The sequence below is a fragment of the Helicobacter cetorum MIT 99-5656 genome (assembly GCF_000259275.1).
Lineage (GTDB): Bacteria > Campylobacterota > Campylobacteria > Campylobacterales > Helicobacteraceae > Helicobacter > Helicobacter cetorum.
Map to the genome: position 1 here is coordinate 1,762,298 of NC_017735.1, position 23,641 is coordinate 1,785,938.

General features: G+C 32.9%; 13 protein-coding genes. 12 read left to right on the forward strand and 1 reads right to left on the reverse strand.

What is annotated here, in order from left to right; all coding sequences use genetic code 11:
- The first annotated feature begins 150 nt into the window (after window positions 1-150).
- From HCD_RS09035 to HCD_RS08390, 11 genes are all read left to right on the forward strand, one after another.
- Complete coding sequence (locus HCD_RS09035) at window positions 151-10,662, forward strand: SNF2-related protein (RefSeq protein ID WP_014660113.1); 10,512 nt, start codon at window positions 151-153, stop codon at window positions 10,660-10,662.
- A 242-nt stretch (window positions 10,663-10,904) separates the two neighbouring features.
- The gene (locus tag HCD_RS08345; RefSeq protein WP_014660114.1) at window positions 10,905-11,903 is read left to right on the forward strand and encodes a tyrosine-type recombinase/integrase; all 999 of its coding nucleotides are present in this window, start codon (window positions 10,905-10,907) and stop codon (window positions 11,901-11,903) included.
- 179 nt (window positions 11,904-12,082) lie between these two features.
- Window positions 12,083-12,424 carry a hypothetical protein gene (locus HCD_RS08350; RefSeq protein ID WP_014660115.1) on the forward strand — a complete coding sequence of 114 codons (342 nt, stop codon included), beginning with the start codon at window positions 12,083-12,085 and terminating at the stop codon, window positions 12,422-12,424.
- Window position 12,425: 1 nt separating this feature from the next.
- Complete coding sequence (locus tag HCD_RS08355) at window positions 12,426-12,650, forward strand: hypothetical protein (RefSeq protein ID WP_014660116.1); 225 nt, start codon at window positions 12,426-12,428, stop codon at window positions 12,648-12,650.
- A gap of 15 nt (window positions 12,651-12,665) precedes the next feature.
- Window positions 12,666-13,331 (forward strand): ParA family protein, encoded by a 666-nt coding sequence (locus HCD_RS08360; RefSeq protein ID WP_014660117.1) that lies wholly within the window; start codon window positions 12,666-12,668, stop codon window positions 13,329-13,331.
- A complete protein-coding gene (locus tag HCD_RS08365; RefSeq protein WP_014660118.1) occupies window positions 13,331-13,633 on the forward strand; it encodes a hypothetical protein in 303 nt (100 codons plus the stop codon). The genes HCD_RS08360 and HCD_RS08365 overlap by 1 nt, the downstream gene beginning before the upstream one ends.
- A gap of 26 nt (window positions 13,634-13,659) precedes the next feature.
- Window positions 13,660-14,121 carry a hypothetical protein gene (locus tag HCD_RS08370; RefSeq protein WP_014660119.1) on the forward strand — a complete coding sequence of 154 codons (462 nt, stop codon included), beginning with the start codon at window positions 13,660-13,662 and terminating at the stop codon, window positions 14,119-14,121.
- A 9-nt stretch (window positions 14,122-14,130) separates the two neighbouring features.
- Window positions 14,131-14,457, forward strand: a complete 327-nt coding sequence (locus HCD_RS08375) for a hypothetical protein (RefSeq protein ID WP_014660120.1) — start codon at window positions 14,131-14,133, stop codon at window positions 14,455-14,457.
- A gap of 33 nt (window positions 14,458-14,490) precedes the next feature.
- Entirely contained in the window at window positions 14,491-14,934 is a 444-nt protein-coding gene (locus tag HCD_RS08380; protein WP_014660121.1) for a hypothetical protein, read from the forward strand.
- Between the two features lie 22 nt (window positions 14,935-14,956).
- Window positions 14,957-15,979, forward strand: coding sequence for a hypothetical protein (locus HCD_RS08385; protein ID WP_014660122.1), 1,023 nt, complete (start codon window positions 14,957-14,959; stop codon window positions 15,977-15,979).
- Window positions 15,980-16,817: 838 nt separating this feature from the next.
- Window positions 16,818-18,614 carry a relaxase/mobilization nuclease domain-containing protein gene (locus tag HCD_RS08390; protein WP_014660123.1) on the forward strand — a complete coding sequence of 599 codons (1,797 nt, stop codon included), beginning with the start codon at window positions 16,818-16,820 and terminating at the stop codon, window positions 18,612-18,614.
- 498 nt (window positions 18,615-19,112) lie between these two features.
- Here the strand turns inward: HCD_RS08390 and HCD_RS09235 are convergent, their stop codons facing one another.
- Window positions 19,113-20,369 (reverse strand): outer membrane protein, encoded by a 1,257-nt coding sequence (locus HCD_RS09235; protein ID WP_014660124.1) that lies wholly within the window; start codon window positions 20,367-20,369, stop codon window positions 19,113-19,115.
- Between the two features lie 396 nt (window positions 20,370-20,765).
- On the opposite strand from HCD_RS09235, the gene HCD_RS08400 reads away from it, so the two are divergent.
- Entirely contained in the window at window positions 20,766-23,612 is a 2,847-nt protein-coding gene (locus tag HCD_RS08400; RefSeq protein ID WP_014660125.1) for an FAD-binding and (Fe-S)-binding domain-containing protein, read from the forward strand.
- The last annotated feature ends 29 nt before the right edge of the window (window positions 23,613-23,641 follow it).

A 23,641-nucleotide genomic window follows, 5' to 3' on the forward strand; every position in this document is an offset into this window, starting at 1 on the left:
AACCTAATTAACTTTTTTAAACAAGACCCATAAACCAAACGCTACAACCCCCTAAATTACGAGCTTACAGAAGATAGATTATGGGGCTTGTTTAAATTTCAAAAAATCCTAAAATATTTAAGGACTATTTTAAAGACTAAGGATATGGTAATGGCTTACAAACCCAGCAAAAAGAAGTTAAAAGAATTAAGGGAGCAACCTAATTTATTCAGCATTTTAGATGATGGCGATGTCATCAACACTAGCCCCTACAAACAAGAAATTACCAACACTACACTAGAGCCAACCATAGAATTAGAAAATGGGCTTAAAAGTCAAGAACTTGCTTTAGAGAGCCAACAAGAGCCACTTAATTATCAAGTGAAATTTAAAAGCAACACACTAAGCATGATTTCTAGAAAACCTATTGAATGGGCAGAATATCTAAGCTATGAACAACGCCAATATAATGACAACAGCACAGAAGAGGTTAATTTCTTTGCTAATGGTGAAATAAAAGACAGCTCACGCTACCATGAAATCAATAATGAGGGGTTTAAAAAGCGTATAACCAAAGAATACAAACTTATCAATACAGAAACTAATCAACCACTTAATCCTAAAGAAACTGAAAGACTAACCTATACAAACAGCTTAGAGCAATTAAAAGAACAAGGTTTAGAAATAGAGCTAACCCACCACTATGAAACACACAAGAAAGTCTTAGAAAATGGCAATGAAATCACTAGAGAATACAACCACCTTAAAGACATTTACAAAGAAGTAGAAAGAACAAGTAATTATAAAATAGTCAAAGAAATTGTTGCACCAATGTCCAGTGCGGAGTATTTTAAACTCTATAATAGAATGCTTTTTGAAAGTGAAAAAAGTGTCAGCCTGAATGAAAAAATTCAGGCTAAGGAGAGCAATGGGCTTGAAAATTCTAGCACAATTTTAAACAAAGAATACAAAAATAACCACCAAGAAATTACAGAACTAAACCACTCTATTGAAAACCCCACAAAAGAACAAAACACTACGAACAATAACACAGCATTGAATAATGCTAATACCACCCTATCTACCAATCTTTTTAATGGTTTAGAGATTTTTGGGATTATTAAACAAGAATTACAAAAGGCAAAAGAAACCTACCAACAAACTGAGCTTTCTAAGCGTAAGTCAATCAATATAATGCCTTTTGTTTATCAAACAAGCCTTTACAAAACCACCCAAGACATCAACTACATAAGGAGTTCTTTTAGTTTAGAGGGTGATATGGTTGGCATTATTAAAAAAACCCTAGAACACTACATTATGAATGAAAGCATGTCTTTAGAGCATGTAGAGAGTGCGTTAAACAAAGTCGCTAATACCCTAGAAAAGATAGACCAAAATACCAAAGATTTAAGATTTAGCGAACTCAATGATATTCAAAAAGAGGCTTATGAAAATGTAGGAAGTGAACTTAGGGTTTTTAATAACATTTTTGATTTATTCCCTGATGAAACTTTAAATCAGTTTGTTAATGATAAGGTTAAGCCCAATGATACGCTTATGGATATTGTTTATAGTGTCCAAGAAAGAGCAAGAGAAAACTACCAACTAACCCTAGATAACGCTAACACAAATAACTTAGCCTATCAAATTGTCTTTAATGCCCTTAAAGACCACGAGCTAACTATCAACACCCTAAAATCAATGCAAGAAAATATCACACCTTATCTTAATAGCGATGGGTCATATAATAATAGCCGTAACAATCGAAGAAATCTCAACACTAGAACAAGAAACCACTTTGATAAGATGGGCTTTAATATTGAAAAAGAAGTCATAGATAGCATGTTTGATGAATTAAGCGATAAGCTTGGCAATCATTTAAAAACTGAGATTGATAAAGTATTTTCTTACGAGTTAAACAACCAACAAGAATTGCCTACAAAGAAGTTAGAACAAAATGAAACCACAAATAACGAAGTCAGTAACTCTTTAACTCCCACTCCCCCAAATCCTATGATAAATGAGATTAAAACAGCTATTGAAGAATTAGAGCAAGTAGAAAAAGAATTTTACAGCGTTGATTATAAAGCACAAGCAGATGCTCTTTATAAGGAAATGTTTGAGAACTCCCAAGATTTAAATACATTCCAACTCACAGAAATGGCTAAAGACATTCAAAACGCTAAAAATAACTTACTAAAACAAGAGCAACAAAAACAAGAGATTGCTAAACTCAAAGAGCATTACCATAAGAGCTTAGAAAAACTACAAACTAGAGATAGTCTTTCTATACTCAATAACCCTAGCGATACAATGAAAGAATTTTTGGCTAAAGAGTTAGGCACACCTTCTACAAGCAATGAGTTTGTTAAAAATTTAGAAAGTTTGTTATGGGATATTGATATTTGCAAGCGTAATTTTAATAGTCTTTTAATAGACAGAAATACTTTAAGAGATGAAAGCTTGCTAAGACCTTTAAAAGCTAAAGCAAGTGCTTTAAACAATCCTTTTTTAAATCATTTCTATGAAATCAATTTTGATGTAATGGGGGCTGATAATCTCAACCCAGCTACCCCTAAAGACATCATAACCATTCCTACCATGCAAGAATGGTATGAGTTTAAAAATGCCGTGCGTTTGAATGGGGCTTATCAGCCAAGCCTAGAAACTAAGATAGACCAACTAGAAACGCTTATGCGAGAGTTTTGTATTAAGTTTTACAAAGAGTTTAGCATAGATTTAATCAATTTAAATAATCCGTTAAACCAGCCATTTAAAATGGTTAAAACCCCCTTAGAGCAATTACAAGATTTAATCAACAATGAGCCAAACAAAGAAGCTTTAAAAGAAGAACTTACCCAAAAGCTTAATGCCATTATTTCTAATGACTTCATTATCAACACTTTTAAGAGAAATATAGACATTACTAATATGGCGTTAGACAGCTTTAAAAAAGATATGAGTAGAGATTTTAAAAATCTCTACTATGATAACAAGGAATTTAACGCCTTAATTGCACAAAGTCTTAGTGTCATTGTGGGGGATTTGATTACAGCTAATAGCCTTATGGATAATAAAACTATTGACAATACAATAGAATTAGATAACACTAGCAATAATACAATAGAGCCTAATGAAACTATTAGAAACAATATTACTCAAAATAATGATAATAATAATCCAAGTTTAAGTATTGCTAGTTTAGAATTAGAACAACAAAATTTAGGAGAGCAAAATGCAAACAACAATGATGCAAGGATTGAGCGAGATGGAACAGAAGTTCATAGAGACTTACATACCATACGCATACCCAGAGAGGCGCAAGAACGCACTCAAAAGGAAATGGGCGAACGCATTCAAGAGGAGATATCCAGACAAAACTTTCAAGACAAAGACCTTGCCCTACATAATGAGCCTAGAGAAACAACAAGCAAAGGAGTTCTTCAGCCTAGCGACACAAGACTTGTTTCTAGGGGAACACCCCTTAGAGAGCATGGGGAGCATGACTTTTTATCTAGTGGAGGTGATAGAGTATCAACAAGAAGAGCAGAGACTAGCAGAAGAGAAGAAACAAGCGGACATCAAAATGATGTTAGAGGCAGAGAAACAGGGAATTTATCCCAAGATGAGAGAAGAACACCACCCTTATCGCAACAAGAACCTAATCAATCAAGTCAATGGAACGATATGGTATCTCATGGGGCAGATGACAGAACACAGGAACTTGGACTATTACGCTTATCTAATCCTAGAGAGATGGGCGCATTACTTCAAAAAGACAATGAAATCAATGGAGGACGAAGTTCTGGGGTCTATATCAACAGCGATAGAGGAACAAACCAAGATGGAGCTAGAAGTCCTAGACAGCATGCAATCTCAAATCAAGAGAGCGCAAGGGATGACAGATATGGAGTTACTCAAAGAGGCTCAAATCAATCAGTATCATTACCTATTAAGGAGCGAAATTACGCAGAGCCAAGCGTGGAAAGAGGATTGGATAGCGCTAGAGAAAGCTGGCATAAAGAAACAAGACTTCAAGCAAATTTAGACAACCTACAAGGCTTACTCCATTCTATTAAAAATAACACCATAGCCAGTGAGCCTGACTTTAGAGACAGGCTCTTAAAGGCTATTAAAAATAACGAGCCTTTAAAAGACAGCCTTGTAGGGCAACAACTTCTTAAAGACCCTACTACTAAAGTCTTTTATGATAAATTCAACCTAAAAATTAGCACTAATAAACTTTTAGAGATTTTAGAAAACCGCATAGAAAAATCTATTGAAGTAACGACTGAAAGCTTGAATTTCAATGAAGTAGAATTAAACGCATTAGAAAGGTTGCAGAATGCTGAAAATACTCTTAAAAACAATACAGAGTTAAATGATACGCAAGAAAACAATACTACAGATAATAGTTTAGAGCTAAATAACACTAATTCTAACAATCATACTAACAATAAAACGGAATTAAATAATGCTAATTCTAATAACACAACAGAATTAAACACCAAAGAAAACAACCAAACGCAAAATAACCCCATAGAACAATCTAGCACTCCGCAAAACAAACTACAAGAACAAGAAACCTCTAATCTTACACAAGAGCTAAACGCCCAAGAACTCTCACAAACTAGCACCCCACAACAAGAGCTAGTTACACAACAAGTCCAAGAAAATCCTAAACTTGATTTTAAACCTAGCGAAGAAATTTTGATTAAAGGCAAGGTTAACCGCTATAAGGCTAATATCAAAGCTATTGAGCTTTTAAAAGAATTACAAACTAGAGAAAAAGCCTTGCAAGGCATCAACGACAATTTGCATTACTACGCCACTAAAGAAGAACAAGAAATTCTAGCAAAGTTTAGTGGCTGGGGCGGACTTGAGAGCTACTTTAAACAATCAAGCCCTAATGAATACCAAGAATTAAAAACGCTTTTAACTAGACAAGAATTTGATAGAGCGTTTTTAAGCACAAGAGATGCTTACTACACCCCTAAATTAGTGATTGATAGCATTTATGTTGGTTTAGAGCAATTAGGGTTTAACAACGATGAGAATAAAAAAGAAATCTTTGAACCTAGTCTTGGGACAGGCAAATTTTTAGCCTATGCGCCAAATAATAAGAATTATCACTTTGTAGGCGCAGAATTAGACCCCATTAGTGCGAGTATTTCTAAGTTTCTTTATCCTAATCAGAGAATAGAAAACAAAGCCTTACAAAACTATAACTTTTACCAAGACTATGATGCCTTTATTGGCAACCCCCCTTATGGACAGCATAAGATTCATAGCTCTAATGACACCGAGTTAAGTGGGGAAAGTATCCATAATTATTTCTTAGGTAAAGCCATTAAGGAATTAAAAGAGGATGGCATAGGGGCGTTTGTAGTGAGTTCTTGGTTTATGGATAGCAAAAATTCTAGCATAAGAGAGCATATCGCACAAAATGCCACTTTTTTAGGTGCAATCAGACTGCCTAATAGCGTGTTTAAAGGCACAGGTGCAGAAGTAACCAGCGATATTGTGTTTTTTAAAAAGGGGGTCAATAAAGAAATCCATCAAGATTTTACTCACTCTAAGCTTTATTATGAAGACTTGATTAAAGCCTTAAATAACTATCACACAGATTTGATAGAAACTTTACAAGAAAATAAATTTGATGATTTGATTGATAGGGCTAAACTCGCTGTTGTTAATGCTATCGCTCATCATTTCCATTTAAAGCCTATCAAGGAAGAAGAAAGCTCCTATAACATTGAAGATACTTCTAGCTTTGGTTATAGCAAAGAAGACTACCAAATTATTAAAGATTTCATTGATAAAGTCGGCGAGAATAAGATTGATTTAAACGAGCAAACCCTTAATGAATACTTTGCTAACAATCCACAAAACATTCTAGGTAATCTCAGCTTAGAAAAAACTCGTTATAGCTCTAATGAGACAGGCGAACAGATTTACAAACACGAATTACAGGTCATAGAAGATAAAAGCCTAGATTTAGAAAAAGCTATTAATAAGCTCATTGAAAACTTGCCTAAGAATGTCTATGCTTACCATAAGCCTAAGATTAAAACCAATGCTTTAATCATTGATAGAAACGATGAACGCTATAAAGAAGTCTCAAATCTAGTTAAAGGCTTAGAAGTGGGCGAATTAGTCTATTTTGATAAACGCTATTACAAACTAGAACAAAACAATGAAAACGCTATTTTTTTAGCCCCCACTAAAATTGCTGGCAAAACCCAAGAAAAAAGGATTGCGGAGTATTTAAAATTAAAAGTTGCTTTAAATGATTTAACAAGTGCCGAATTAAACCCCCTAAGCTCTGATTTAGAGCTAGAAAGTAAGAGAACTAAACTCAATCTTGTTTATGAGGGGTTTGTTAAACAATTTGGCTATCTCAATGAAAATAGAAACCGCAAAGACATTAGACAAGACTTGTATGGAGCTAAAGTCTTAGGGCTAGAAAGAGACTTTGAAAAAGAAATCACGCCTAAGTCTGCTAAAGCTCAAAACATTTCCCCTAGACAACCTAGTGCTAAAAAGGCTCAAATCTTTTTTGAAAGGACTTTAAACCCTAAAAAAGAATTTTCTATCACTAATGCTAAAGAGGCTTTGATAGCGAGCTTAAACCAAAAAGGCAGACTAGACTTACATTTCATAAGAGATAATTTCAAGTCTCAAAGCTTAGAGACTACGATTAAAGAACTCTTAGAGCAAAAGCTTATCTATAAAGACCATAGCGATAATGGCGACTACATTCTAGCCAATGATTATCTAAGCGGTAATGTCAAAAGAAAGCTCAAAGAAGTTAAAGAGGCAGTAGCTCAAGGCATAGATGGACTAGAAGATAATTTAAAAGACTTAGAACTCATTATCCCTAAAGATTTAAAGGCTACTGAGATTATGGCTAATATCAATAGTCCTTGGATACCTACCAAGTATTTAGAAGAGTTTTTAGTAGAACTAAGCGCTAATCATTACAAAAAGCAATATGGCTATACAATGAATGACGCTCAAATAGAAAACATAAAAAAAGACATTAACATCTATCATTCTCAAGGGGCTTTTAGAGTAGCAGTAAATGGATTACATAATGGATTAAATGAACTCTTTGGCATAAGAGATAAAGTCCATACTTCTTATTATAAAGTGCCTTTTAGTCATCTATTAGCTAAGGTCTTAAACAATAAGGATTTGAGCGTTAAATACGAAAAGCCCCATCCTACAGAGCCTAAAAAGACCATTCAAGTAACCGATGAAGAATTAAGCAATGTTGCTAGAAGCAAGGCAGAAGAATTAAAAGAAGCCTTTAAAGATTGGATTTATAAAGATTATGAGCGCCGAACCCATTTAGAAAAAATCTATAATGACACCTTTAATAACTCGGTTCTAAAAACCTATGATGGCTCTAATTTGGAATTAGAGGGCTTTAATACTAACATTACCTTAAGACCACACCAAAAGAACGCTATTTTTAGAACCATCCAAGATAGAGTTGTGTGTTTAGACCATCAAGTCGGAGCTGGTAAAACCTTATGTGCGATTAGTGCTTGTATGGAGCAAAAACGCATGGGGTTAGTCAATAAAACTCTCATTGCTGTGCCAAACCACTTGACTAAACAATGGGGTGATGAGTTTTATAGAGCCTATCCTAATGCCAATGTCTTAGTGGTAGATAGCAAAGACATTACAGAAAATGAAAGAGAGCTTTTATACAATCAAATCGCTAATAACAATTATGATGCAGTCATTATCGCTCATAGTCATTTAAACTTACTTTCAAATCCTATAGAAATTGTTGAAGAGATGAGACAAGAGGAATTAGACAACGCTTATGAAATTTTTGAAAGATTAGAAAACGAATATCTTGCTGACAAAAAGAGCAGAAAAAAGCCTAGCGAAAAAGCCTTTAAAAATAAGATTGATAGGATTAATAAAAAATACGATGAAATCATTAAAAAACAAGGCTCTCACATTGACATTAGCCAAATGGGGATTGATAACTTGATTGTTGATGAGGCGCATTTGTTTAAAAACCTAGCCTTTGAAACTTCTATGGAAAAAATAGCTGGGCTTGGTAATCAACAAGGAAGTAATCGTGCTAGAGACTTATTCATTAAAACTCGCTACTTGCATAAAAACAATAAAAAGATGATGTTTTTAACCGGCACACCCATTGCTAATTCACTCAGTGAAATGTATCACTTGCAACGCTATTTAACCCCTGAGATTTTAAAAGAAAGGGGCTTAGAATACTTTGATGACTGGGCTAAGACTTATGGGGAAGTGGTGAGTGATTTTGAGCTGGATACTTCAGCTCAAAACTATAAAATGGTCAATCGTTTCTCTAAATTTAATGATGTACAAGGTTTAAGCACAATGTATAGGCAATTTGCTGATATTGTTAGTAACGATGATATTTTAAAGCATAACCCACACTTTGTGCCTAAAGTCTATGGGGGTAAACCTATCAATGTGGTTGTGCCTAGAAGTGAAGAAGTTGCAGAGTATATTGGCATAGCTGATGAAAATGGCAAATATAACGAAGGCTCAATCATTGATAGAATGCAAAAATGCGAGGGCAAGAAAAACAAAAAAGGCGAAGATAATATCCTTTCATGCACCACAGACGCACGAAAAGTGGCTTTAGATTATCGTTTGATTGACCCAAGTGCTGAAGTAGAAAAAGAGTTTTCTAAAAGCTATGCAATGGCAGAGAATATCTATCAAAACTACATAGAAACTAACGCAGTCAAAGGCACACAACTTGCTTTTATAGGACTATCCACCCCTAAAGTGCATTCTCAAAAGGTTAGTTTAGAGGAAGTGGAAAACACTAACGAACTAGAAAACAAAAAGGCTATAGATGACACTCAAGAACTACTAGAAAGCCTTTCACAATATGATGAAAATGGAAAACTCATTACTCCTAACAAGAAAGAGTTAGAAAATGAGCTTGATGAGAAAAAGGCTAAGAGCGTTGATCTAGATGAAGAACTAGCTAAGAATTGTAAGTTTGATGTCTATAGCGATGTCTTAAGACGCTTAATCAATTTGGGAATACCCCAAAATGAAATCGCCTTTATCCATGATGCAAAAAGTGAAGAACAAAAGCAAGACTTGTTTAAACGAGTTAATCGTGGTGAAGTGAGAGTTTTACTAGGTAGCCCAGCTAAAATGGGCGTAGGGACTAATGTGCAAGAAAGATTAGTGGCTATGCATGAACTAGATTGTCCGTGGCGGCCAGATGAGTTGTTGCAAATGGAGGGGCGTGGCATTAGACAAGGCAATATCTTACACGCTAATGACCCTGAGAATTTTGCAATGAAAATCTATCGCTATGCGACTGAAAAGACTTATGATAGTCGCATGTGGCAAATCATAGAGACTAAATCTAAAGGCATAGAGCAATTTAGAAACGCCCATAAATTAGGCTTGAATGAATTAGAAGACTTTAATATGGGAAGTTCTAATGCGAGTGAAATGAAAGCCGAAGCTACAGGTAATCCGCTAATTATTGAAGAAGTCAAACTTAGGGCTGAGATTAAAAGCGAAGAGGCTAAATACAAAGCTTTTAATAAAGAGCATTATTTCAATGAAGAGAGCTTGAAAAGCAACACTTCTAAATTAGATTATCTTAACAAGGAACTAGAGATTTTACTAGCCATAGACAAGGCTAAAGAAAATAAGGGGAACAATGCAGAAATTAAACTCTATGATTTAAAAAATGAAACTAGCAAAGACTATGAGCTGATTAAGGCAAAAGTTGTAGAGCCTTTAAAGGAAAATGCCACAATGAGCGAAGAATTAGAACACAAGAAACTTAAAGAACAAAACAAGAAAGTCGGCGAACAAAACAAGATTGTGTTAGATGAAGTCAAAAAGCAATTCGCTAAAAACATGGATACCTTGTTTTACAATGAAGAAGAAAATTTTAAAGTCTTAGAGTATAGGGGATTTGTAGTGAATGCTTACAAATCTAAATATGAAGTAGAATTTACTTTAAGCCCTAAAGATAATTTAGAAGTTGTCTATAGCCCTAGTAATCCTAGAAATTTGACTTTCATAAACGAAAACGAAACTATCAGTGTGCTTGACACTTCTTATAATTTCTGTAAGGATATTAAATTTGATAGCTTTTTAAAAAGGCTAGATAATGCGATTACTAAGCTCCCTGAAAAAGTCAAAGAATGTGAAAGCTCTATTGCAAATACTCAAGAAAATGTCATTAAATTCACTAGATTAGTGGAACAAAAACAAGATTATCCACGCTTAGAATACTTACAAGCTTTAAAACTAGACCATAGAACTTTAATAGATGATTTAGCTAAGATGAGTAAACACAAAGACTATAAGCCAGTGTTTAACCCTAAATCTAAAGAAGTCTTAAAGAAAATGGAAATTGAAAGAAGAGCGAGTTTGGAGAGTGAGGGTAAAGAAATGACTGAACTTAAAAACAGCAATAAAGAGCAAGAGGTTAAAGAGGATATAAAGAGCGATGATGAAGTAAGACAACATATAGAGCAAGTGATTGAGAAAGTTGTAAAGACTAGCGAGAAAGTGTGCCTAGAGAAAGATGATACAATAAAACAAGATAAAAGACCTATCGTATCTATGCCATATAACAGATTTGCACCCACCAATAAGCAATATTCTCAAGAATCACATCTCACAATCTAACAAATATCTAACTGCACTCACTTTCCAAAGTGGGGCTTGCTTAAATCTTATCTTCTTTCTCAAAGCACTTTCTTTCCCCTTACTGCTTGTATTAGATTGTAAAACTCAATTCTAAGCACAACACTTACATACTGCATGACAGCTTATTTTTATTAAACCTATAATAGTATTAACAAAAATAGTTCTATTGATAACACAATAGAATAGTAATGAATAGAACTATTATATTATAAGGAGTTTTAATGATTTTATTAAAAGAGTTGCTACAAGCTATTAAGGAATATGCGGATTTTAAGTCCAAATGCTTTTCAAAATACAATGTAAAAGACCTGCAACGATACCAAAGTGTCCAATCAAGATTTATGGAGGCAAAAAATATAGAAGAGTTAAATGCGATTAGGAACAATCTGATTAAGTTAGGTTGCAAATCCATGCATAATTTAAATGTTTTAATCCATTTTTTTAATTACATTAAGAATAATTACAAGGAGATAAAGGTCAAAGAACTACAACTATTGCAAGAAAGCCATGTGATAAACTTTCTATATACTTTGAGTATTACTTACAAGTCTTCTTCTATGATGAATTTCAAAATCAATATAGGGACTTTCTTTAAGTTTTTAGATAAATACAAAAAGATGAATTTTGATTTTACATTGAAAATAGCATTAGGAAAACACAAGAATTTGCCTAAATTTTTACCTAAAGAACAATTTTTTAACTACATAGATTATCTAAAAGGTCTTCCTTGTAAAAAGGATTTTGAAAAAAGAAGTCGACTTATAGCTTTAATTGTGGCATATAGTGGATTACGCACCATTGAAGTTAAAAATCTTAAGCTTGATAATATCCAAAGTGATGACTATAACTATATCTTTTCTATTAGAGGCAAAGGCAATAAAGAAAGGATTGCTTTAATCAAAAAGGAACTTATAGAACCCTATTTGAAAGAGTGGCTCAATTCTAAAACTAGAAATAGAAAAACTACCGCTAATGAACCTTTTAAGGGGGCTACTATAAGATATTTTCTAAATAAAACTTTAAAAGAGCTTGGATTACTTAACTATTTCAAGGGCGTTGGGTTACATATGCTAAGGCATTCCTTTGGGAGCTACATATATGGAGAAACTAAAGATTTAATCCTTACGCAAAACGCTTTGGGTCATTCTAATTTAGAAACTACCAAAATCTACATCCACACTAATAGCGATTATGGAAGAGTTGTAGCCAATCTATTCTGAAAGTTGAACCTAATTACAATAATTTAAATCATAATAGAATAACAAATTTATATTCTATTATGATATATTGTGATTATCTCTCAATAATTATGAATAAATTTCAATAATTCTATTATAAATTAAAAACAATAATTCCATTATATGCTATAATTCATTGAACTTTATATTGGAGTAAGAATATGATTATTGATTTAAACACTAAACCTATCACGCTAGATTTTAAAAGAAAAGAAGTTTTTGAAAGCATAGAGTTTTTGCTAGATTATCTCTATCTCACAAAGCATAATACTCTGCTAGAGCCAAAAGCTTTTTTAGAAAGCATTAAAGAGCAATACAAGACTTATTATAACCATATGGACAAAGACTATCAAAAGAGCCAACAACAAGCATTTTTACACCTAGAGCAAAGAGCCAAAGAAGTGCGTAAAGAAATTGATAGATTATCACGCACTTTTTTAAAAACAGGAAATAGTGTGTATGGCAAAAGAATGATAGAACTTATGGAGCAGGAGGGCTTGTAAAATGCACCTAGATTTTGACACCAATAGGCATAATTTTTATGATAGCGAAGTTAATCATTGTCTAAATATCCTATTGAGTTATTTATTCAAGACAAACCCTAACTTTAAAGGGCTAAATATTGATGAGTGTTTTGATGAGATTTCCAAACGCTATGCAGAACACTTAAATAATGGGGATAATGCCAAAAATCTCATTCTTTTTAACCAAATGGGGTTAAAGAACTAAACTAAGGAGACTTTTATGACCATAACCATTGCAAACGAAAAAGGAGGCTCTGGCAAAAGCACTCTGTGTTTAAATTTAGCCATACAGCTTTTATTAAATCAAAAAGATGTGGTAGCCCTAGATACTGATAATCAAAAGAGTTTAGAGGTATTTGCTGATATTAGGAGTGGGACTAATTTGCCACAATTCACGCTTTTTAATCGCACAGGTAACATTACCGATACCCTATCGCAAATGGTTAAAAAGTATGAGTATGTTTTAATAGACACCAAAGGCGAAAATAGTAAAGAGAGTCAAAAAGCCATGCTTTTAAGCGACATTGTGCTAATTCCTACCACACCTAGCCAACTAGACACAGCGGTGCTACTAGAAATGCTAGAAAGAGTAAGCAATATTCAAGCGCTCAATGAAAATTTGAAAGTCTACATTGTGATGAACCGCATTCCTACCATTCCAAAACTCAAAGAAAAAAAGGCTCTCATTGACTTTATCAAAGAAAACAATGCGAATGAAAGCGTGTTCTTAATGGACAACATATTGAGCGAAAGGATAGCCTACATGCGTTCTGTTTCAGAAGGCTTTGGAGTTATGGAATATGGCAATAGCAAAGCCAAAAAGGAGTGGGAACTCTTTTATAAAGAGCTAGAGAACTATTTAAATTTAGAGATAAAGGAACAATAATGAATTTTAAGAATACCAAGCATTTGAAAGAAAATAATGCAAAAGATTTACACGAGTTGGAGCAAAAATTTGATGAGCAATACAGCTCTGCTGATGAAAACGCCAAGCAAAAAGATGAAAAGAAAAATTTTACTATTTCTTTATCTGTAAAGACCATGCGAGATTTAGAGGCTTATCTCAAAGAGTTTGGCATATTTAATGAAAATAAAAGCTCCTTTATTCAAGAAGCCATAGAAGAGCATTTGAAGCGCAAAAAAAGCACATTGAAAGAAAGATTGTCGGAGCTTATAAAAAAATTGTAACAAAACAATTAAATAAGGGAACAATAATGGAAGAATTTATATATGACCTAATAAACAGAGAGCTACTCTACACTGCTATTAAGAGAGTATTTGCCAAGCACCACATTAACCATAGCTTTGAATTTAGCGATATTTTAGGCTATAAGTCAAAAAATAATCGCTTAGAAATCACTCTAAAACGCAAGAAATCCCATACTTTAGAATGGTTTTATCAAATCCATAATGAGAGCGTTTTAGAATGCTTGAAAGAAGAATTAAACGCCCTAATGTCTAATGATGTTTTTACTAAGCCTATTAAAAGCATTCGCTTTTATTCCAAAAAGCCCTTATTTTTTCGCATTCTCTCTAATGTAAAGTTTATTCTTACGATGATTTTTTCCCCCTTAATCTTTCTTTATGCCACGATAGTGGTTTTTTACCAAGAGAGCAAAAGAGAGTATTTAAAAGACTTAGCAAGAGATAGGCGTATCAAAAAGCAATTGAAGTAAGGAGCATGCATGAAATTTATCAAACTAAAAGACAAAACCTTTGCTTTAAGCGTGGATTTTAAAAGCTTGACTGATGATGAAAAGATTATCAAAATAAGAGAAAGAGCTATAGAAGATTTATTAAAAAATCTAGGGATAGAATCTGGCATACATGTTTCTATTCATCAGGAATTTACGCATTTAGAAAGCCAAAAAGATATTATAGGCGTATTTTTTTGCGTAAACAATAATGATAACTACACCCTTATTCTAATGCCCCCTAAAGCTTTAAAGATTGTTAGAGAAATGCTTAAAAACCCTTATTTTTTGAAATTTCAAAAAGTTTTCAATGAGTAAATGGCATAAGAACCAGAGTTTAAGGAGACAACCATGAACATTAACTACTTACTCAAAGCAAACGATTTGAATAATATTGAGATTAAGCCAGCAAGAGCTGAAGTTAAGATAGTCCATAATGAAGATGATAAAGATTATATCGGCTTAACCTTGTTTGATGTATTTATCCATAGGATATACAGAGCTAATCTTGTAGATAAAGATTTTATGAGATATAAAGGGGGGTATTTTTACAAAGTAGCTCAAAATAAAGACAACCCTAAAATTTGGCATGTCTTTTTTCATATGGAAGTCCTACAGCTCTTTAGCAAGCACCAAGCAGAAATCTTTGATGTGGTTACAGAAAACCTATTCAATATCTTAGAGCTAGACAAAAACAAGCTAGAAGAAATTGTTTATGGTTTCTACATCACAAAGCCTAATCTTGAAGAGCTAGAAATACAATGCCCCTTGTATATTTCTCAAAAATTCTCATGACATTTAAAAAGAAGGATAAACAATGAGAACAAAATGCTTTTTTGTAGAAAATGTGGTTCATTTTAAAAAGAACACGCCGACAAGTCATTTTACAGACAATTTGAATTTGGCATTATCTAATAGCTCTTTGGAGCAAAAAATCACAATCATTAACGCTCTTTGCTTAGAAGTGTTTGAATATGAAGCTTCAAAGCCCCATGCTTTTGAGACCGCCCAGCTTGACTGGGCTATGGTAAGATTTGAAGTGGAGCTTATGAATTTACTTTGCCCTATTGATATTGAAAAAACAATTCCCAAAGATTTTGAAGTTGTCCCACAACAAATGGTTTTTAGCCATAATCCTAACCCTAGCGATACCGAAAAGCTGGTGCGATTTTTGCTCCATAAATATTTCGGGTATGAAGATGAAGCTCATTTGCGTGATGAGTTTTTAAAAACAAGTAATGATAAATTCCTTGCAAAGAGACTTCATAACAATTTTTTAGAATACCCCCAAACTTGCTCAGTTTCTAGTTTGAATAAAATTTTAATAGATTATTGCTCCCCATTAGTTAAGTATGAAAAAATGCTAACCATCACTCATGGGCATAGAAATGACAATCTTAATGCTTCAGGTCGCACAACTTGCTTACTCTACTTAGTATATCATTACCAAAATGAGATTTTGGAGTGTTTAAACAATGATAAAAATTTATCGCTATTAATTTATGAGAAAAATCAGAATTTCTATGAGCTTAGAAAATTCCTAGTCATTTTCAATCGCTATGGCGTGCCTTTAACCAAAGAAGATATTAAAGACATAGAGCTAAAAGAAAGTGATAAGAAGTCTCTTCATATTGAGATTAAATACGATGAAAAAATTAAACAAGATTTATCCAAAGATATAGCAAAAAGGAAGTGGATAGAAAAAGATTTAAGAGAAGAAGTTATGCCTTTTGATAATCTTTATTTGGAGTTCAAAGAAAACTTTATAGATACCACATTCAAAGTCCTAGAAAGATTAAAAGAAATGAAACTATGGCGGCATAGAAGAGCAAGTAGATGAGGCAGATAATGCGACATTCAGTGTAGCTTTTTATCCTTCTGGGCTTTTTGGCTTAGGCTTAAATATGGCTACAGGTGGCAATTTAGCAATTGTATATTTTGTCTTTGTATGCTTTTTATTTTTGCTAAGACTTAGTTGAATTTTGAACTTGCAAACAGATAAAAAATATAAAACCCCTATTGCTAAAAAGGTATTTTAGCAATAGAAAAAGCTCCCTTACACACTGCGTTATTAGAAGAGATTTTTAGCTATCCTTATTGAGATTTCTTGCTATTTTTTATTTTGCATTAAAGCTAATTTTTGTTATGTTTGAACGCTCTTTTTTGTAAGGCTATCCTTGTTGTTCTTGTAAAGATTTTAAGCTACTTTTTGTAGTGCATTATTTTGTATTTTAAAAAGGGTTATAAGCTCTTTTTGTAATGGAATGAAAAGTGCTAATTCAAGAAGATTTAACGCTATTTTTCACAATGAATTTTACACTCTTTTTTGAATGGATTTTTTAGTTATCTCTTATATGGTTTTTTAGTTTTAGCTCTTTCTTAGTAGAATTATCCATAGTTGTTTTAAAAACAAGATTTAAAAGATAGACACGCCAAAAATGTAAAATTTTTCAAAAATGTATTTTATCAAATTTTAAGCTTCTACCTAGTCCTTTTATTTAGCCACCTGCTAAGGTCTAAAAATTCCACTCATATATATGAGTGGGGTTATCCTGCACAATTTTGATTAAGTCGCTTTTAAAGATTTTCAAGCATAATAAGTCAAAATTTTTGAGAGTATCCAAAAATAAGACATTTTAGACTTAAAAATATCAATTTTAATAAGGGGAAAAACTAGAATGATAGCCACCAAAAATAATAGCATTTTAGAAGATGAAGAACCCCTTTTTAAATTTGAAAAAATTAAGCCTAAAAAAGTTCAAAGACCTAGAGTTACTTATGCTCAAAGATTACGCTATGCTTTAAGAGTGGCTAACAATCACATTAAAAACAACACTAAGCCTTTTAAGCCTAGTCAGAAACAAGTAGTTATTAAAAATATTGGTAACCTTAGCATAGAGCATACTAGAAATGCTGGGGAATATGTTGCCAAAGATGAAGAATTTGTTTTAAACGAATTTTATCAAGAAGTTAGTTTAGATGAAACCTTAGATGAATGGGAGCAAGATTTTTTAATCACTAAAAAACACAATTCTAAAAACATGGCAATGCACTTAGTTTTTAGTATAGATGAGCCTATTACAGAAAGAAATCTCAATATCTTACAATATTCTGTCTATCAAACCTTAATCAATCATTTAGGCTATGACTACCCTTTCATTATCCAAACACACTCCCACCAAAACAAGCCCCATGTGCATGTTGTTTTAAATAAAACCAATAAGCTCACAGGCAAGAAACTCCATTTTAAAAATAAAGTTGAATGCAAAGAATTTTTTGATGATTTAAGAGAAGATTTTAAAGATTTTTTATTTACTAATTCTAGAGCAGAATTAGACTATTCTAATGTCCCTAATGTTGAAAAGCATTTGCTTAATATTGAGCAAGAATTACAAGAGCTAAAAACCAAACAAAAAGAAACTCCGCTAAATGCTCATAGTTTTTTTGATATGGCTTTTAAAAACTTCAATCAAGCCCTAATACCCTTTAAACAACAAAAAGAAAATTTAGAACAACAATTAGAAATATTAGAGACCCCAACTTCAAAAACACAATACAACAAAAACTTAAAATTACTAGAGCAACACACCTTAACGATAAAAAAGATTAAAGACATTAGAGACAAGATGTTTAAAACATTGGACTTTAAAGATACCTTTAGCTATGTTACGCAAAATTTTAGCGTGTTAGAAAAGAAAAAGGCGTTGTTACAATCTCTTTCTAGTTTAGGCAAACACCACTATTCTACTTCTCTAGTAAAAAATTTAAATGTCTTAACAAATGAAGTCAAAGGAGACAGCCTCAAGATTAAAGAAAATGCCCTTATTATTAACGAGTATTTGGATTTTCAATCTTTAAACTTAAAGACCAATCTATTCGCCTTAAAAAAACAGCTCAATTACACCAAACAAACACAAAAAATGCTACAAGTTTTATCTATAGATGATTTGCCCAAAGAAAAGCCTAATCAAAACACGCAAAATAATGATGATTTTACTCCACTGCTCAACGCTCTTAAGCAAAGGGAACGAGAATTATTAGCTCTTATTAAGCAGAGAGCTTTATTTTTAATCACAAGGTATCAAGAGTTAGAAAAAGAGCTAAAAGATTTGCGCAATAAACAGCACTCGGTATTCCATAATAAACTGAATGAGTTTTTCACTAATCACAACAGCCAAAACCTTGAAGAAGACAAAAAATTAGACAAACTTATTCAAAGAAAAGCGAGAAGTTTAAATTTTATGCAAAAAGAAATTTTAGTTGCTAAACATTTGGGCGTTATAGAAAATAAGCCTACGCATAGCAATGAACTAAATAAAGAGTTAGAAAAAGAAGAACATAACACAAATAGTAATACTTCACTAAAAAATGAGACTGCACCAAGCATTAAAGAAATACTACAAGATAAAAGCCACTCCTTTTTAAATCCGTATATTCAAAGAAAGCCAAAAGGCAATGATAATAGTATGCTCTAACATTCCTATTGTTTAATTTTAATGCTTGTATTCTATATCCTAGTAACACAAACTTCTAATTAACCCTCTCTCTACAACTACATACTATGACAGATAATTCTTAATTTTCTTTTCTTTTTGATTTCTATTCTTTCTAAATCCTAATCAACTAAGTCCTACCCCTAAACTAAACCTACTACATACCATCACAGCTCCTACAATCAATTTGTCTCTTTCAATTGAGAGTTTTTTCTTTTTTTTTGACTTTTCTTTTTAGCAAATTCTTATTACATGATTTATAGTATTTAAAAAATAAATCCTAATCATGACATGGTATTTACTAATAATATTTTTTAATCAATAGGATTAGAAAGAAAGATAAATCTTTCTTTCCCTTAATCTATTAGATGTGAGGAATTTTATTTCCACGATTATAATAGTAGGGGAATTTGAAACATTTATTTGTATTTAGAAAACTTTTGGTATAATGCTCTCAAGATTGCTGAACCTTAAAATAAGCTAAAAGTTAAAATTATACACATAATTAGCAAAAAATACCGCTACTCTTTTATAGCTCAAACTTCCTTTAGAAGTTTGATAATAGGAGTTTTTAGCTAATGGCACTTTCATGCCTAATTCAAAGCCATTGTGTTTGTTGAAATTAAAGCGCAATCCATAAACAAGCGGGATTTGAAAATAGCTTGTATGCATACTTGCTCCTTTATTTTCTTTTTTAAGATTTTCCCAAAACGCTTTATCGCTATTATTCCATGAGCTTCCTGCTAGGGCAAAGCCTACAAATGCCCCTAAAACTAGCTTCTTGCTATCTATGAAATTATACAAATAATCCGCCCCTACACCATAAATAGAATTATTAATGCTTACACCATGAAAGGCTTTACTATAAGCGTAATCATAAAAACCATACGCTCGAATACCATTTCTTTTTTTGTTGCCAAAGAACCATTTATATCCAGCATTAACCCCAAAGCCTACCATACTAGAAATTTTTGAAACATCTTTGCTGGGGCTTAAGAGAGATTCTAGGCTTTGAGTTAGAGACTCTATTTGTGGGCTAATGACTGAAATAGTTGTATTAGCCACAGCAATATTAGATTGAGCGTTAGAAGTATAATTGTAGTGCAAATGACTATCAGTAAAAGCAGATTTACCATCAGAACCTATTGCTTGTTTTAAAGTTACTGGCAAAAAATCTAAATTATCTATTTTACTATTAGCATTAAAACTTAATTGACCCAAAGTGTCTTTAATGGGTTTGCCCTGTAAAAAATCAATAAAGGTTTGCGTATCAAAAAGAGGAACAATACTTACTCCAAAGGCTTCTTTCCTTCTTGATGTTGTGATGTGAGTTTCATTTTTTTGAGCTAAATTTTCTTTATTGTTTGTATAATCAAATTCAATTCGAGCCTTACCATAAGGCGTATCATTTGGTGTGGAAGTCGTCATTAAAAGGTTTATCCAAGTGTCAGCAATTTTTTTAGTTTCATTATATAAATTTTCGCCAAGAGTAGTATTTTTAAATTTATTGTTTAGGTTTGTATCTTTTGGGTTAGCTAGTGATGGGTCTCTAGTATTGAAACTAGTTATAAGCTTATCTGCTTCTTTAATTAAAGTGGGAATGCTTTGTATCGCCTTTTTGTTAGCATTTTTTATACCCTCTTGTTCTTTTAAAAGCTTGGTTAAGGGGGTGAGTTTGGTTCTAATCTCTTTTATAGTGGCTAACTTTTGAGCTTCTGTCGTAGGGTTATAATACACATCGCCCTTTTTCTGCGATTGTAAGAGCGAATACTGAAACCCTACGCTTAGATAAGCTCCATTATCTTCGGCTAGGGCGGTAGTTACCCCCCCCCCATAAATAAAGCCATAGAGAATAAAGTGTTCGCTAATGTATTGTTTAAAAACTGATTTTTAAATCCTATTCTTATCACTTTTTGCATGTTTTTATTCCTTTATGTTAATTTAAGTTACTAAATTTAAGTTAAAAATAAAATTTGAGTATTATAAGATTTGTTTGTTTAATGTTTGTTTAATGTTTAACTTTTTCAAACAAATAGCATGGTTTTGGTGTGGGGTTAAAAGTTTGGTTAATTTTTCAAGGGGTAGTTGTGTTAAAATACTTCAATAATAAGAAAATCTGTGGAGTAAAGTTGAATGGAAGTGAATTATCATATATTTTTTGATGAGGCTAGAGAGTTTTTAAATGATAGGATTTATAACGATTATTTACGCCGTTTTGCTTATGGTATTGATGCGTCATGTTATCGTTATGTTCCTAAGATTGTTATTCAAGTTAAGAATGAAGAAGAAGTTCAAAAACTCTGTGTTTTGGCTCAAAAACACAGCGTAACTCTAACTTTTAGAGCTGCAGGGAGTTCCTTATCGGGGCAAGCAAGCTGTGATGGCGTGCTAGTAGTCGCATCGCATTTTTTTCAGGACGCTAAAATTTTAGATAACGCTAAGAGTATTCAGCTTTCATGTGGGATTATAGGAAGTAACGCAAACGCTCTTTTAAAGCCTTATAGTAAAAAAATAGGCCCAGACCCCGCTACCATAAACACTGCTATGATAGGGGGGATTTTAGCCAATAACGCAAGCGGAATGTGTTGTGGTGTGGAGCAAAACAGCTACAAAACCTTAAAATCTCTAAGAGTCATTTTTGCTGATGGCACTCTTTTAGACACTTCTAAAAAAGAGAGCGTTGAGAGTTTTAAAAACACGCACAAAGATTTGATTGAAAGCGTTTTAAATTTAAGAAAAGAAATCTTAGAAGATGATAATTTGCACGCCTTAATTAAGAAAAAATATGAAATCAAAAACACCACCGGCTATAGTTTAAACGCTCTGATTGACTTTGAAGACCCTATGGAGATTATTAGTCATTTATTCATAGGCTCTGAAGGGACTTTAGGATTTATTTCAAGTGCGGAGTTAGAATGCGTTAAAGATTATACCCATAAAACTTGTGCGTTATTATTTTATGAAAATTTAGAAGAATGCGCCAAAGCCGCTCAAATTCTAGCCACATTAAAAGCCAAGCACCCTAGCATGATTTCTTCAGCAGAGCTTATGGATTATGCGTCTTTAAAAAGCGTGAAAGATTTAGATGGCATGCCTAGTGTAATTAAAGAAATCAAAGAGCCTAATGCATGCTTACTCATTCAAAGTGAAAGCGATGAAAAATCTATTTTAGAAAACAATATGCAAACGATTTTGAGAGCCTTAAGTGTTATACCTGTGGCATTAGATTCTCAAATCAGCAGTGAGTCTAGCATCTATAATTCATGGTGGAAGATTAGAAAAGGAATTTTTCCTATCGCAGCGTCAAAAAGAAAAAGCCAAAGTTCTGTCATTATTGAAGATGTGTGCTTTAGTAAAGAGAATTTTATTCAAGGTGCAGTCGCTATTGAAGAGCTTTTAAAAACGCATGGCTTTAAGGATAGTAGCATTATTTTTGGGCATGCCTTAAGCGGGAATTTACACTTTGTTGTTACGCCGATTTTAGAAAATGAAGTAGAAAGAAAGGCGTTTGAAAAATTAGTCTCTGACATGGCTCTTATGGTGAGTGAGTCTCAAGGCTCTATTAAAGCAGAGCATGGCACAGGCAGAATGGTAGCCCCCTTTGTAGAAATGGAGTGGGGAGAAAAAGCCTACAAAATCCATAGAAAAATCAAAGAATTGTTTGACCCTAAAGGGATTTTAAACCCTGATGTGATTATCACTGATGACAAAGAAATCCATACTAAAAATTTAAAAAGTATTTATCCTATTGAAGAGCATTTGGATATGTGCATGGAATGTGGGTTTTGTGAAAGGATTTGCCCTAGCAAGGAATTATCTTTAACTCCAAGACAGCGCATTGTGGTTCATAGAGAGATTGAACGCTTAAAAGAGAGAGTAAAACATGGGCATAATGAAGATAAAACTTTATTAGATGAGTTTTTAAAAGGGGCTGAATATTTAGCGTATGAGACTTGTGCGGTGTGTCATATGTGTTCTACTCTATGCCCTTTAAAAATTGATACCGGAAGTATTGCTTTAAATTATTATCAAACAAACCCCAAAGGCGAAAAGATTGCCTCAAGTATTTTAAATAACATGCAAACAATGACTAAGGGTGCTAAATTTTCTTTAAAAAGTGCCAGCGTGGCTCAAAATATCTTAGGCTCTAAAGGTCTAGTTAGTCTAACTAAAGGGATTAAAAAATTCATTAAGCCCTTTCCTAAGGCCTTTCATTACATGCCTAAAAACAACGCCTATATTTTAGAGAATAAAAACTATGAGAGTGGAGAAAAAGTCATTTACTTTAGCACTTGTATCAACCGCTCGTTTGCTCCATCAAAATTTATGGTTGATACTAGAAGCATTCAAGAAGTGTTTGAATCCTTATGTAAAAAGGCAAAGGTCTCTGTTCTTTACCCTAACGAATTAAGTTCGCTTTGTTGTGGGAAAGCCTTTATTAATTACACCGAATTGACTAAGCAAAATAACGAAAAAAATCATGCGATTTTCTTAAAATTAAGTGATAATGGAAAAATTCCCATTGTCTTAGACCATAGTGCATGTTCAACGCATTTTATCAAGCAAATGAAAGCCTACAAGGATTTAAAAATCTATGATTTGAGCGTGTATATTGAAGAAGTTTTAAGTTCTAAATTAGAATTTAAAGCTATTGATGAAGACATTGGATTATATACTATGTGTGCCTTAAAACTAGAAAATAAAGAAGAGTTATTGTTGAATTTAGCTAAAAAATGCACAACAGGTGAGATTATTATCCATGCTGATACAGGCTGTTGTGGGTTTGCTGGAAATAAGGGCTTTTTTACCCCTGAATTAAATGAGAGCGCTTTAAAAGGTTTTGAAGAATTTTATAAAGCCTATAAGATTAAAAGGGGCTTTTCAACTTCTAGCACTTGTGAAATCGGCTTGAGTGAAAAAACACAATTTTCTTGGCAACATATCGCTTACTTAGTAGATGCTTGCACGCTTTTAAAATAATGTATAATTAAGGACTTTTCTTTAAAGGT